A 13,624-nucleotide genomic window follows, 5' to 3' on the forward strand; every position below is an offset into this window, starting at 1 on the left:
TGTCCCGGTCACAGTAGTTCTCGTTCGAATACGCGCTTTCGTTCGGTGGGCCCGAGGTAGTCGGCCATGACCAGGGTGCGTTGGTTGATGCTTTCCTCACCGCTTTCCACGGCGGCGATCGCCGCAGCGGTCAGGAGGTGGGCGAGTTCCCCGATGGTTCCCTCGCAGCGAGCCAGCAGATATTGGGCCATGTCGTCGGTCGCGATGGTGGACGGATGCTGCAGTGGCAACGCGGCCGCGAAGCTGGCTAACAACGACACGGTGTCGGCGTTGACAGCCCACAGGAGAAGGACGACGGGTTCGAATCGGTTCTCGAGCTGGTCGTCGGATCGGATGGCAAGATACGCCTCTCGTGTTCCGACTCCGATGATGGGGATGTGTAACTCGTTGCCGAGGAAACGCAGCAGATTGAGGAATTCCCGGTGGCTGCTGCCCGCACCGGCCAGGACGTTATGCAACTCGTCAATGACGAGCATGCGCACACCCGTTGACCGCAGCAGACTCAGCGACATCTGCTCCACCTCGGCCAACCGCCACCGAGGTTGAAGGGGCGCGCCCAGCGCGGCGAGGAGCGCGATGTAGAACCGCAACACGGACGGCTCGGACGGCATCTGCACACACAACACGGCGATGTGTTCCCGGTTCGGTTCGGTCACTGGCAGGTGCCCGCGGCGAAACTTTTCCACGATCATCGACTTGCCATTGTTGGTTGGCCCCACCAGCAACAGGTTCGGCATCCGCTGCTTGTCGGGCCAGCCCAGCAGGGCCTCCAGCCGGGCGACCGTCTCCACCGCCTTCGGGTAGCCGATCCACCGGTCCGCTCGGATCAACTCCACCCGTTCGCCCGCCGGCAGCCGTGCGCTGCCGCGCACCGAAGGGTGCAGGTGAGACAAATCTGGTGCGACACCGTCGGACATGGTCACCACTGCTCGATCTGATCGAATCCAGCCACCGCTATCGCTGGCTGCAGCGCGTCCGGTGGCTCATCGTCCGGTGAATCCGGCGGCAGTACGGCGCCCGGGCTCGGGGCACGTCTCTTCGCCGCGGCAGTTGTGGTGTCACGTCGTTGCATATCGCGGCGCATGCGTTTCGTGGTTTTCGACGCGGTGCTGGCGATGTCCCTCATCTGCCCGATCATGCGGAACAGGACTTCCTCATCCACCTGCGCGATGCCACGCTCGTGCAACCGGGCCAAGGCACGCTGATGCTCCCACAGACTCACAACCGGGTTCGCCATCGTCCTATACGCCACCTCTACATAGAGGTGCCCGTCGGGGTCCAATACCCAGATCCGACTGAGGTCCCGCGGGTCCCGCCGGATCAGGAACGGATCCAACGTGTCGCGTCGGCTGATCCACGGTTTCAACGCGTTGGCGAAGTAGTGGACGTGGTCGATGACGAATCCCGTCCGCGTCAAGGTCCGCCGCACAACGGGGAGGAAGTCGATCAGGAACGCTGTCGGGTTCGAGACCACCGCCGGCGTCCCGGTGGCGGTGACGCCTTCGGCCCACCGGCCGGCGGGCGTTTGCCCCAGCGTGCTGTGAATACTGCCGTGGTAGCTGGCGACAGCGAGGGCCAACCATTTCTCCAACTCGCCAAGTGTCAGCATCGCCATTCGGTCCGAGTCATACCGGCCACGCTCGACCGGGTTGGAGAAGGTGGTCCCCGGGAGTTCGTGGACCTGCTGCATCGCGGTACCAATCACCCGCTCCACGATTCCGCCATAGTGCGGCCGGCCCGGCGGCCGGTACGCCAGGTCAATTCCGTGCTGCTCGCACCCACGGCGCAGCGCCTCACTCTTGAATTCGCTGGCGTTGTCCAAATACAGCTGGCGTGGCTTCCCACTCATCGGCCACGGTGCGTCAACTCCCAGACTCTCCAGCCACGGCCGCTTATCGGTGGCAGCATGGGCCAGGCAGAGGCCCACGGACACTGCTGACGGCGCCTCCAGCGTGACGACCATCCCCACCAACGTACGGCTGAACACATCAATCGCCACGGTCAGATACGGGCGCCCGATCGGTTGTCGTTCCCGCTCGTCGACGACGATCACGTCGATGACCGTGTGATCGATCTGCACCTGCTCCAAAATGGTGCCGATAACCGGCACGTCGCCGCCGGCGGACTGCAACGACCGCACCGCATCCGGACCGCCCCGACGCCGGCCGACCTCCACCGGATTCAACGCCCGGATCCGACGCTCCACCGTGTTCCGCGCTGGAACTGGAAGCAGTCGCATCCGGCACGCTCCCGCGATGTCACGGTATACCGCCGCCTGGGTTCGCTTCTGCCGGGTCAGGAACTGCTTCCGCACCACCTCACGAACGAGATCCTCGACCTCGGCGTTCAGACGCCACGTACCTTTCCCATGCGAGGAACGTCCGGGAGCCAAGTCCGTCAACAACCCCGACCCCGTTCGCTGGCGTTTGATCAGCACATAGACCTGGCGCCGCGATATCCCCAGCGATAATGCGGCCGCATCGACCGCGGCCCGACCCACGACCGCTTGAGCCGCCAACGGCGCAATTACCGCCGACACCCTCATCGTGCGATCCCACAAAACATCCGGCATCGTCAACGTGCCGGACTCAGCAATACGTACCGATTCCGCGTCCACCCCGCCACCTCCTTATTGTGCAGAGGAGTAGTGAGCAAAACCATTTTAGTGCAGAGGAGTAGTGAGCAAAACCATTTTAGTGCAGAGGTGAACGGAAAAACCAGTGCTCAACTCTCGCCTGCACAACCCCGAAAACACACGCGATGCTGTGCAGACGTGAACGGAAAATGACAACGTTTTCGGCGTTCCGTGGGCGTTCGGCTGTCCCGGTCGCCGTCCGGCTTGCGGGCGGTACCGAACCAATTTAGTCACCTCGCCGACGACACGATCGCCATATCGACTCAAAAGAGGAGCTATAATCTGAACATGTTCACCGAACGCGTTCACTCAAGGTCTCAAGCACGCGACACGTCACGCCTGAAAGTTCTGAGCGCTGCTGAGGAGCTATTTGTGCGGCGCGGTTTCGCGGCCACAACCATTCGGCAGATCGCCGAAAGCGCTGCGGTCAGCGTCGGCACTGTGATGGCTGTTGCCGACAAAAATGGCCTACTCGTGGAGATCTTCGATCGGAAGATCGCCAGCATTCAGCCCTCAACTTCTGACGCGCCGATCGCGCAGGACCCGGCTGCAGAGATTATCGACACGCTCGGTTCGTTCGTGCGATTCTTTGCAGTGCAGCCAGATCTGGCGCGCGCATACACTGCCATTCTTGTTGGCGGGAAACACCCGTCGATAATCTTCGCCGAGTTGTCCGGCGTACTCATAGGGCAGGTATCGGACGTACTCACTCGCGCGGGCCGTTCTGCGACAGATGCGTCCGCGACAGCCCGCATTATCCACCGTGCATATCTCGGTGAAGTTTTCATCTGGGCAGGCCAAAGTGATCCGAACCCAGACAGCACACTGACTGAGCTCGAAAAAACGGTGCGCTACCTCGTTAACGGAAAGGCCGCCTGAAATGATTCTGCTCCCCGAACCCTGGTGGCTTGAAGCTGCCCTCGCTGCAGTCCTGGCAGTCGACGTCGGTATGTCCATCAAGCCGCCGAAGTTTATCCGCGATTGCTTGAACGGAGTGGGGTTCCCGCGTCAGTGGTGGTGGACGCTCATTGTCATCAAATCCCTCGCCGTCGTCGGACTGCTCGTCGGGCTCGCCATTCCAGGAATCGGCCTAGCCTCCACGGTTGGCGTCATCGTCTACTTCTCGTCCGCAGTCGTCGCCCACATCCGCTCGCGCTTCCTCGGAATGGAATTTTGGGTCAATTGCCTGGGCTTTTTGGCACTCGCCGTCGCGACCCTGCTCTTCGGGTTTCTCTTCTAACACGCCCCTGGAGGGTCGCCTTGCGGACTTCGATCGTGGACTACCCACGCTACTTGGCACTCGACCGGAAATCAGGCCCTCCAACATGTACACCAGTCTGACGGCTTGGCACAGCGTGATCGGTGATCTCGCCTCTCCCAGCAGGGGCGAAGTATGAGTTGTTTGCACCTTTCGGATGAACCGACTCCGTCTGGCTTGGGCTGACTGGGCTGGCGTTCTAGCGTGAGGGTATGAAGTCATTGAGATTGATGTTGCGCGGCGCAATTGAACCCGCTGTCGGTGTGTGCTTTGTTCTCTTGTGGGTGATGAGCGAGGTTGGGCGTTTTGACCCGAGAAACGTAGCGGCCGCAGTCCTGCCGTTTGTGATGATCGGCATCGCGATTGCCCTCTCGCGGTTTGCTCCGCTTTTGGCTCTGGCCGCATTGGGAGTTCTCCTGCTGGCGCAGCTGGTGGTCCCGCTGTTGCGATTTAGTGAGATGTCGTTCCCGGCATATCTGGGTTTTGGAATCGTCGCGGCGGTGCTGGGCGCGTCGGCGAACCATCGCGAGCGCCAGGTGTCACTTCCCCTCGTCGGCGCCTATGGGATTGTGATCGCCCTGTTTTTCACCATCCCCGCACTCTCGCCGACACTGGAACGCAGCGTTGCGGTCAGCTGGGGCGCGAGCGATTCGGAGCCGTGGAAAAACATCGCTCTCATGTTTTTGGTATTCGTGGGAGTGTCGGTCGCGTGCTGGTATATCGGATTCGGCAGGCGGGCACGGCTGGAACGCAATCGGAGCGAAGCCGAACGACTTGCTATCGCGGCGGACCTCAGCGCCGCCGAGTCGGAGCTACGGTTCGCCAGCGAGCATGATCGAATCGCTCAGGATGTGCACGACATCATGGCGCACTCACTCTCGGTCATTGTCGCCCAGGCGGATGGCGCACGGTATCTCGGCGATCAACGGCCAGAAGGCACCAACGAATCGTTGGCCGCGATCGCACGGTCGGCGCGAGAGTCGTTGGTCGAGGTCCGCATGCTTATCGATTCGCTCGGAACGGAGTCGGAGGGGCACTCACATCCAACGCTGGATGGACTCGGTGCACTGCTTGAGCGGATGCGATCCGCTGGGCTGACAGTTAGCCACACCGTCTTTGGCGACGCCGGAGTACTGACCGCGGGGCAGCAGCTGGCCGTCTACCGTATCGTGCAGGAAAGCTTGACGAACGCGCTGAAGCACGCGGGAGCATCCGCTGTGGCGACGGTGGTGTTCGACTGGCGCGGCCCTGGCCTGGCCCTCACCATCTCGTCACGCGGGGAGAAAACTCAACCGGCCGAACAATCACCGCAGCGGGGACTGCGAGGTATGAGGGAACGCGCCCGACTGGCCGGGGGGTGGCTGGCCGCCGGGTTCGATGACGATGAGCCAGGACGATATGTTGTGACCGGATTCGTTCCTCGTGCCGACGCCATCATCGGAAACGCCAGCCCCGCGACAACCGAAGCGGGGGAAGGCGCATCGTGATTCGCGTGGTTATCGCTGACGATCAGGTGCTGTTTTGCTCGGGGATCGAGATGCTCATTGCATCGCAGGACGACCTTGACTTCGCCGGCGCTGCGTACGATGGCGAGGCAATCACGGTTTTGGCTGCGCAGAAGAAACCCGACGTGATTCTGATGGACATCAGGATGCCCAAAGTAGACGGCATCACCGCCACCGAACAGATACTCGCGGCGGCGGGCCTAGAATCTCCTCGGATCATCGTCTTGACCACCCACCAGCGAGACATTGCCGTCCTCAGCGCGATCAATGCCGGCGCCAGCGGGTTCCTGATGAAAGACGCCACGCCCGAATTTCTCCTCGCCGCCATTCGAACCGTCCACGCCGGTAAATCTGTCATCGCACCGAACAACTCTTTGGCACTGATCCACGACCTGTCGCCCCGCCATCTGGGACAAGCCAACGACGCCGTCATTTCCGCACTGTCCGTGCGCCAAAAGGAGGTCTTCCTCCTTGCCGCCCGAGGGCTCAGCAACGCCGACATCGGCGCAGCTGCATTCATCAGCGAGACAACAGTAAAGAGCCACATCTCGGGCATCCTCGCCAAACTCGGCCTGAGCTCTCGCCTGCAACTCGTCGCACTCGCCTACGAGAATCGACTCGTCCAGTGACGCGGACGAACTGTTCGACCCTGGCACATACCCGCGCGGCTTTGTCCCACTCGTTCGGGTTATCTGATGGACGGGGACAGTGATGGGCATTGACATCGATCCAATCGATCCGGGCGCGCCCACCCTGCCGCCCACCATCTCCGTCGACATCACCGATTACCTGGGCAAGGCACAGGCCTCCTAAGAAAACCGAAGGAGTGTCAGCCGCGAGAGAACCGTCCCGCAGGGGGTTCCCCCGAGAAACAGTTCAAAACGGGGTTTGGGCAATTGCGGCAGTGTGGCACCGGGACGGAGTTGTGGGAATGTTGACCAATGGGGGAATCTAGTGCTGCGTGTCGACAGCGAAGCACTGGTTCAGGTCGTTCACGGTGAGCGCCCGTGGAGCAGTCGGCTCGATGATGGCGGCGACTCTGGTTTCCAGGGCGCTGGGCTTTGCGAAGGCCGTTCTACTGGTGGCCGCCATCGGCGGAACAAGTACGGCCGTCGCTGGTCAAACGTTTGAAATCGCGAACTCGGCGCCGACCTATCTGTTCGCCTTGATCGCCGGCGGCGTCCTCGGCGCCGTACTTGTTCCCCAGATCGTTCGGAACCTGCACGCTGGCCCCGCGGGTCAGGAAGACACTGACCGCCTTCTGACGATCATCCTTATCGGCGGGGCCGGCGCCACGGTCGTTCTTACCTTGTGTGCGCCGGGCATCGTCTGGATCTACGCCACGACGTGGTCCGCGCCGTGGCTAGGGCTTGCCACGTCGATGGCGTATTGGTGCCTGCCGCAAATTTTCTTTCTCATCGCCTTCGCCGTCTTGTCGCAGGTGTTGAACGCGCGCGGCGTGTTCGGTGCCCCAGCCTGGGCACCTGCAATCTCGAACGTCTTTGGCATCGGCGGCATCCTGGTGTTCCTCGTCGCTTTGCCCTCCGGACTGGGTGACGCTGGCTCGTGGACCCCACTGATGGTCGCGGTCCTCAGCGGGGCCGCGACCTTGGCCATCGCCGTCCAGTCCCTTTTGTTGCTGATTCCGCTGCGTTGCATCGGTTTCCGTCTGCGCTTCCGATGGGGCTTTGCCGGTCTCGGACACATGTCCTCGCTGGCCGGCTGGACTCTGGGCGGGGTGTTTGCCAGTCAAGTGGCCTACCTGGTGACGGCGAACGTAGCCAGCAGCGCCGGAGAGTCACTCAACCAATTAGGCATCGACGGGCCAAGCCTGAACTCCCTCTCAATCGCATACCTGCTAATACTTCTGCCCCATGGAATTGTGACCGTGTCATTGACCACGGCCCTCTATACACGCATGAGCGGGGCGGCCGCACGCAACAACTTCGCTGAAGTCGAGTCCCTCTCCAATCTCGCGCTCCGACCTGTCGCGTATGTGTCACTCGCCGCCGCGGCAGTTTTCGTCGCTGTCGGGCCGATTCTGACTGAGGCGATCTTCGGCACGCCCCTCATCGGCCACGTCTTGCAGGTGCTGGCGGTCGGCCTCGTCGGCTTCAGCCAGGCCTACGTCCTCAACCGGACATCTTTCACGCTGCAAGACGCCCGAGGCCCGTTCATCACACAACTCACCATCGCCGTGCTATCTGCAGCCGGTGCGCTGGCAGCGGCGATCCTGCTGCCCCCGCAGCTGACCGTGATCGGAATCGCCGCCGGCATCTCGATCGCAAACATTGCCGGATGGTCGACAGCTCACGTCCTACTCCGACGAACTTTCCGAAAACGCGGACACGAACCCGACTCCGAGCCGGCCGCGGTGTGGGGTCTGACCCGGCTCTTGGCCACGGCAATGATCAGCGCCGCAGCCGGGCTGGCCACGACGACTATCATCGGCACACCAGCCAGCTTCATCGGAAAGGCCCTGATTTTCCTTCTCGCCGCCTTGATCGTCAGCGGGGTGTTTGTTGGGATCAGTTGGCTCTTGGGCGACCGTACAATCAAAGATCTCCGGCGGTAGCCGCAGCAAGAACTGTTTCCGCGATCCGACCGCCATTCTCAGATGCGTAAGCTTCCATCGGGAATCCCGTTGAGGGTTCCCCTCTCGAAGACGAGCGATTGCTCTTAGCCCCCGATTTGAACGAAAGTACGCAATGGAGTCGGGCTGAAGTCACTTCCTTCGACGAAGCCCAGGGATTCGTAGAATGCGCGCTGGCCAGGTTCGTCATCGGTTAGAAGTACCTTCTGTCGAACGTGGACGTAGCGCTCCAGGACCTTTTCTACCAGGGCCTTGCCGAGGCCGGCGCGTTGTTGACGGGGGCTCACAAGGATGTCTTGGAGATAACAAATAGTGCTGTCGTCGGAGACGACGCGGGCCAATCCCACAAGTTCGCCGTCCGCGTTCCTCGCCGTCAGGACGTACGACGACTGCTCCAGCGCACGGACAAGGGCATCTGGGTCGCTCGCGTACGCCGTCCACCCGACGCTTGAATAGAGACCAACGAGATCATGTCGCAGGAGGTGCTTCGACTCGGAAAAGGTAAAGGTGGGCATGGGACATGCTGTCACACGTCTATGCGGGCCCAAGCAATGTCCCGCTGACGGTTCGTGATGAGGCGTGCAGACTCCCCGTATCCCCCCTGTGCGCTCTCTTCTGTTGCGCGTCGTCGGCGCATGCCCCGGCCGGGTAGGCCGGACCGTAGACTCACACTGTACGAGCTGGCGATTGGCAGAGTCGCCAAGCACAGCCGTGACCGAAGGAGGGTGTGCTCTTGCGTCGAACTGGTCGCTTCCCTAGGGCGTGGACATTAGCCGTGGCTGCATCTATGGCGTCCGTCTGCGTATCTCTCACTGGATGCGCGTCGACGACGGGCGCGGATTCGGCGAGCCTGGATTCGATCGCCGAGCTCGCGAGAGCTGTTGGTATCGCTCCTGAACTCGTGTACACGACTGAGGTGGACGGCTACGATCTCGCACCGCAGTCGGTCGGGCCGGGTGCTGCAGACGGGATGTCGGCTACCTGGTTCAACAGCAGCACGGGTGCGATGCTGACCATCCGTAGCGATTCCGATGAACTCACGGAAGCGTCGTGTACTGCGACACCCCTTTGGGATGCGCCCGGCGGAGCGGTGACGTGTGCCAATGAGGATGGCGTCTGGCATCGGTCGGCTGGAGGCATCCACGAGTACGTCGCGATGCGAGACGGTGCGCTGATCTGGGTATCCGGAATGAACGACGCGTCGCCAGCGGATCTTCTGACAGCCGCGAAGAAAGTGCACGTGCCATCGGATGCGGAACTCGAACTGCTCTTCTCCGACGTTCCCAAGACTCCGGGCGAACCGGTGGAGCGCGGAGACCTACCTGAGGATGGCGACGGTGCGCCGATCGATCCGACCGGGCCGGGTGGTTAGTTCCACTCCGCCGAATGCGGCCGCGTGCCGGGCCGCTCCTCATATCTCTAGCCCTAATCCTCGTGGCCGGCGAGGCGCCGTCTGAGCTCCAAGTTCTCACCCTGCGCCTTGGCCAGCGCGAGTTGGAGCTGGCTCAGTTCCCTCCGGTAGGCCTCGCGTTCGGATTTCAGCCGGGCCGAAAGACCGCACGGCAGCGGACGTGCTGGGGCGCTCGTCCGCTCCCGGCGCGGTTACGCGGAGGAGGTGTCTGCTTCGAAGCTGTTCGATACCGGCGTCACCCCTGATGACGCTCGACCAAACCAGCGCCGCCCTCGGCATCAAGCGGTACGTTCACCGGACGGTGAACCGCGACAGTCGGCATCGCTTGTCGAAGCTCTTTGAAAAGTACACCGTGGGCGTTATTGTCCTGCTTCTCGAATACCAGATGACCACATGGGCGCGGAGTGTCAGATGGGAACCTCATACGGGAATTGAACTGTGTCGAGACACCATTCTCCATTTGTCCTGGCCGTCACAGGGCACGCGACGCTCTCTGCGCCCGTCGGATAAATCCACGGTGACCGAGTTTCACAGCGGTGTACGTCAAGGGCCCCTATTCCGGCGGTTATCCCAGCGGCGCCGAGCCAAAATGTAGGAAGTCGGGACTCGTGTAATCAACAACTGTGACGCTGTGAATCTCGTTCATGAAGTTGCTGCCAGGAATCTCAACTTCCTGCGGACTGGCTGATGCCATGACGGGGGCGATTTCATAACTGCGACCAGCATCGGTCGTCCAAGCTCCATCGGCATTGGTGACCAGGCCGCCTTCATTGAGATAGAGCCTCAGGTTCGGCGAGGTTCCTGTACTGAAGTCGGTGAGAGTCGCCTTGATCGTGCCGTCACTGTCACGCGCGATCTCGACAGAGCCAACCGTTTCAGTCGATTGAGTCACGAATTGCCCGGTGAGCGGGAGTTGCTGCTCGAACGCGCTCATTTGGGGTGGGTCGTTTTGGTTTGCCTCAGCTGGCGTCGCCACAGGCACCGGCGCGGACGGCGCAGACGACGGAGCGTGAGAGTCAACGCTCGGGAGTGGGGCGCTGACGCATCCACTGGAGCAGAGTACGAACGCCCCAGCAAGTGCAAATATTGAGATCTGACGAATATCGAAGCGCATACGCTCGAACCTAACAGTCAGCCGATCGTAGCTGCGGTATCAGGCTTCGGCTATCGAAATTCCACCCACGCGGTGATCCCCGCTGGCCGTCGTGAATAAAGCAAAGGGCCAGCGCGCCGTTGACCGCTGCGTTTTGGTCGACACAAGGAGACATTGAACGGCGAATATCAATCATATGGCGCGGAGGATGGGACGAGAGCAACGAGCGGCAGGGCAGAGAGCACACGTTTCACATCAATTTTCGACAGCGGCGCGGTCTGTCCAAGGCCGAGACAGCTCGTTTTGCACCCTCTCGTTAGGGGAACCCCAAACGGAACGAGCGCGGGCGCGGTCCCCAAGGTGACTATTCTGTAGCGATGACCCGAAAACTGAAGCCAGAGGCAACAGCGAAGTTGTTCCTAACGATCGGAATCGTCGGGATCTTTCTCGTTGTTGCCAGCGTTGTGCGCATTGTTTTGGACCCAAGCCGCCTCGTGCCGTACGCCATCATCGTGTGCGGAATTTGCCTCATCGGTGCGGGATTCGTCGGCCATCGCGCCGCAAAGAAAACCGTCGCATCAGAATAGAAGAACCGGTTCGCTCGGGATCGGTCCCGCCAGCTTCTTGAGGTGGCTCGGGCCCAAGGTCCGGCAACGCTAGCGGTCCAGCACGCTGAGGTGCGGGCAAGACGTACTCGTTCGTTCGCCAGATGCCTGTTGAGGAATTCCCGTACTCGTCTCCACAGTTCATCCAAGCTGCCCCTGACCTTTAGTCCGTGCCGTATGGGGAACCCCTGCGGGACAGGTTAGGACGCCGTTAAGCCGGATCTGCGGTCGCGTGGTTGAGGGGATCGGACCGAGGGCGAGTGAGCGATGCAACCGATACACCCTGGGCTCGTATCGGGCGCAGTATGCGCGCCGCCGATTCAACGCCGGCCTATCGCCGCGCTCTCGTCCAATTCCCGGATGTGGAACGAGCGGGCTTGCGATCGAGGCCCCGTGGAATGTGGTGCTCGCTTCTCGAAGCTGCGGATTGATAAGTCGACGGAACCTGCCAGTATCTGGATATGAAGACGTTTGTGCTCATTTTCTTGTCCTCGGTTGGGACTCTCTTCCTCGTTTTTGGTGCTGGCTGGATTATTTGGCATCGAGACGTTCCTTTCGGAGCACCTTTCGCGGTTCTCGGCGTGATCTTTCTGCTGGTTTACGTTCTGATGGTCCGCCGACGACACAACACAACGTCCTGACTGATTGCTGGCCTTGTCGACTCGCTCGGACACCGGCGACGCCGCAGCATCACCGCTACGCTCTCGAACGAGGCACTCGTCCCCACCGCTGAGAGCTACCGCAACGAGAAGTAACAGCCCCAACACCCCCACAGCCTCTCAGAGTCGCTGTTGACCTCCGGACACGAATGCGCGGTCGTCAGCAGAAGTGTCCGTTTGCCAACCCCCTACGCGACATTGTCGAACTGTGGGCGCACCTTGCAGTCACAACAAAGGGGACGTACAATTTCCTGTACGCGAAAGGATCCCCATGCGCACCATGACTTATTCAGAATCCCGGGCGAAGTACGCCGAAACACTCTCGGCAGTGGTGGATGACCGAGAAGAAGTTGTCATCACTCGTGCAGGACACGAACCCGTGGTCATCGTCTCGCTCGATGACTACGAGTCGCTCAAGGAGACCGCCTACCTACTGAAGAACCCCGCGAACGCGCGCCGCCTCCTCGGATCGATCGATCGACTCGAGGCCGGCCATGGAACGCAGCACGACCTTCACGAATGAAGTTGATCTGGGACGAGGACGCCTGGGATGACTACTGCTGGTGGCAGACGCAAGACCGCAAGATCCTCAAACGCATCAACACCCTCCTAAGCGACGTCATTCGCAACGGCAACGAAGGCATCGGTAAACCCGAACCCCTCAAGCACGGCTTCCACGGGTATTGGTCACGTCGGATTACAGACGAGCACCGCCTGATCTACAAGGTCGAGCAGGACGAAGTCCGTATCGCCGGATGCCGATACCACTACGGGCGCTAACACAGGCCCGTAAGCCGAACCCCCTGCGGGACGCAATAGCCGTCAGACAGTAGCGGGCTGTTCCATCCTGCGTATGACGGTAAGTTCGGGGTCGCTCGGGCTTCGGCCAAGGAGGTCGCCGAGGTCAGTGGTCGTGCGGGACAGAATCCCGTGTGCCACGCTTGAGTAGATCGATAGGAGCATTGCTGGTTGGAAGGGCAGCAGGCCGCTCTCGTCCAGGGCAGCGCGGTGACTGCCGAGAGAAGCTGGCTGGTAGACGAGACCGGCCACCCTGGCGATCTGGTCGGCCGTGATGGCGCGCGCCCCAACCAGGTCATACACACGATTGATGTGGCGGTCCGGTTCGGATGCCACGTTAGCCGCTGCCTCCGCCAAGTCAGCGCGGGTCACCACAGCTACGGCACCAAAACCAAATGGTGCCGTGATCACGCCCTCGCTGGGCGCGAGCAGCGATCCGAAGAGCTCAGCGTAGAGCCCATTGCGCAGAATCGTCCAGCGCAGCGTGCTGCCTTGTATGCGGCGCTCGGTCCAGCGATGAGCGACGGAGAAGCCCAGGTGATCTCCGTCCGTGGCAACGCTGGTGTAGATCAGGTGCTCCACGCCATCGCGTTCCGCGGCCGCCACGACATTCTCATGCCGCGCAATCACCACGTCATCCTCGGCATAACCAGCGGAGACCATGACGACCGTAGCGAAACCGGTGAAATCCAGAGAAACGGGTTCATCGAAATCAATGTGCCGTTGAGCGCTTCCGGCAACCGGTCGCCGTGTGCCCGCAACCACTGGGCGGCCGGCATCGACTAGCCGTTCGACAATGGCGTGGCCGAGCTGTCCGGATGCTCCGGTAACCAAAATCATATGTGCGTCCCCTCGGTGGTTCTAATCAGTAACTAGACTCATTTTCGGTAACTTCCCCGCCCTGCACAAGGAGGCACTTTCGTGTCAGACAGTCACATTCAGGTAATCGCCTCCCTTGATCCCTGTGGCCTCGATGAGCATCCGGACTGCGGAATCCGTGACGTACTGACCCGGGTAGGTGACAAATGGTCCGTGCTCGTCATCGTTGAACTCGCCTCGGGCGTTCG

Annotated in this window: 14 protein-coding genes; 9 read left to right on the plus strand and 5 right to left on the minus strand. The window is 61.3% G+C overall.

Translation table 11 applies throughout. The features are described from left to right. Positions 1 to 8: 8 nt before the first annotated feature. Both BMW72_RS16260 and BMW72_RS16265 read right to left on the minus strand, forming a co-directional pair. Positions 9 to 917, minus strand: coding sequence for a TniB family NTP-binding protein (locus tag BMW72_RS16260; RefSeq protein WP_092112431.1), 909 nt, complete (start codon positions 915 to 917; stop codon positions 9 to 11). A gap of 2 nt (positions 918 to 919) precedes the next feature. Next, entirely contained in the window at positions 920 to 2,617 is a 1,698-nt protein-coding gene (locus BMW72_RS16265) for a Mu transposase C-terminal domain-containing protein (RefSeq protein WP_092112432.1), read from the minus strand. Positions 2,618 to 2,923: 306 nt separating this feature from the next. Between BMW72_RS16265 and BMW72_RS16270 the strand changes: the two genes are divergently transcribed. The 5 genes from BMW72_RS16270 to murJ all read left to right on the plus strand — a co-directional run bounded on the left by BMW72_RS16270 (position 2,924) and on the right by murJ (position 7,973). After that, positions 2,924 to 3,514, plus strand: a complete 591-nt coding sequence (locus BMW72_RS16270) for a TetR/AcrR family transcriptional regulator (RefSeq protein WP_092112434.1) — start codon at positions 2,924 to 2,926, stop codon at positions 3,512 to 3,514. Position 3,515: 1 nt separating this feature from the next. Continuing rightward, entirely contained in the window at positions 3,516 to 3,875 is a 360-nt protein-coding gene (locus BMW72_RS16275; protein WP_092112435.1) for a DoxX family protein, read from the plus strand. Positions 3,876 to 4,105: 230 nt separating this feature from the next. After that, the gene (locus BMW72_RS16280; protein ID WP_092112437.1) at positions 4,106 to 5,380 is read left to right on the plus strand and encodes a sensor histidine kinase; all 1,275 of its coding nucleotides are present in this window, start codon (positions 4,106 to 4,108) and stop codon (positions 5,378 to 5,380) included. After that, positions 5,377 to 6,027 carry a response regulator gene (locus BMW72_RS16285; protein ID WP_092112439.1) on the plus strand — a complete coding sequence of 217 codons (651 nt, stop codon included), beginning with the start codon at positions 5,377 to 5,379 and terminating at the stop codon, positions 6,025 to 6,027. The genes BMW72_RS16280 and BMW72_RS16285 overlap by 4 nt, the downstream gene beginning before the upstream one ends. A gap of 395 nt (positions 6,028 to 6,422) precedes the next feature. After that, the gene (gene murJ, locus BMW72_RS16290; RefSeq protein WP_092112441.1) at positions 6,423 to 7,973 is read left to right on the plus strand and encodes a murein biosynthesis integral membrane protein MurJ; all 1,551 of its coding nucleotides are present in this window, start codon (positions 6,423 to 6,425) and stop codon (positions 7,971 to 7,973) included. A gap of 104 nt (positions 7,974 to 8,077) precedes the next feature. Here murJ and BMW72_RS16295 read toward each other — a convergent pair whose 3' ends face one another. Continuing rightward, positions 8,078 to 8,506, minus strand: coding sequence for a GNAT family N-acetyltransferase (locus BMW72_RS16295; protein ID WP_092112443.1), 429 nt, complete (start codon positions 8,504 to 8,506; stop codon positions 8,078 to 8,080). 260 nt (positions 8,507 to 8,766) lie between these two features. Here BMW72_RS16295 and BMW72_RS16300 point away from each other — a divergent pair, with 260 nt between their 5' ends. Then, the gene (locus tag BMW72_RS16300) at positions 8,767 to 9,363 is read left to right on the plus strand and encodes a hypothetical protein (protein WP_244151247.1); all 597 of its coding nucleotides are present in this window, start codon (positions 8,767 to 8,769) and stop codon (positions 9,361 to 9,363) included. Positions 9,364 to 9,967: 604 nt separating this feature from the next. On the opposite strand, the gene BMW72_RS16305 is transcribed toward BMW72_RS16300, so the two are convergent. Then, positions 9,968 to 10,336, minus strand: coding sequence for a DM13 domain-containing protein (locus BMW72_RS16305; RefSeq protein WP_092112446.1), 369 nt, complete (start codon positions 10,334 to 10,336; stop codon positions 9,968 to 9,970). Between the two features lie 536 nt (positions 10,337 to 10,872). On the opposite strand from BMW72_RS16305, the gene BMW72_RS16310 reads away from it, so the two are divergent. The 3 genes from BMW72_RS16310 to BMW72_RS16320 all read left to right on the plus strand — a co-directional run bounded on the left by BMW72_RS16310 (position 10,873) and on the right by BMW72_RS16320 (position 12,539). Beyond that, positions 10,873 to 11,082: a hypothetical protein gene (locus BMW72_RS16310; RefSeq protein ID WP_092112448.1), complete on the plus strand. Its 210-nt coding sequence runs from the start codon at positions 10,873 to 10,875 to the stop codon at positions 11,080 to 11,082. Between the two features lie 957 nt (positions 11,083 to 12,039). After that, positions 12,040 to 12,282, plus strand: coding sequence for a type II toxin-antitoxin system Phd/YefM family antitoxin (locus BMW72_RS16315; RefSeq protein WP_425266251.1), 243 nt, complete (start codon positions 12,040 to 12,042; stop codon positions 12,280 to 12,282). Next, positions 12,279 to 12,539 carry a Txe/YoeB family addiction module toxin gene (locus BMW72_RS16320; protein ID WP_092112452.1) on the plus strand — a complete coding sequence of 87 codons (261 nt, stop codon included), beginning with the start codon at positions 12,279 to 12,281 and terminating at the stop codon, positions 12,537 to 12,539. The genes BMW72_RS16315 and BMW72_RS16320 overlap by 4 nt, the downstream gene beginning before the upstream one ends. 42 nt (positions 12,540 to 12,581) lie before the next feature. Here BMW72_RS16320 and BMW72_RS16325 read toward each other — a convergent pair whose 3' ends face one another. Continuing rightward, positions 12,582 to 13,397, minus strand: a complete 816-nt coding sequence (locus BMW72_RS16325) for an NAD(P)H-binding protein (protein ID WP_092112454.1) — start codon at positions 13,395 to 13,397, stop codon at positions 12,582 to 12,584. Positions 13,398 to 13,624: the final 227 nt, after the last annotated feature.

This window comes from Cryobacterium luteum (genome assembly GCF_900110125.1).
Taxonomy (GTDB): domain Bacteria; phylum Actinomycetota; class Actinomycetes; order Actinomycetales; family Microbacteriaceae; genus Cryobacterium; species Cryobacterium luteum.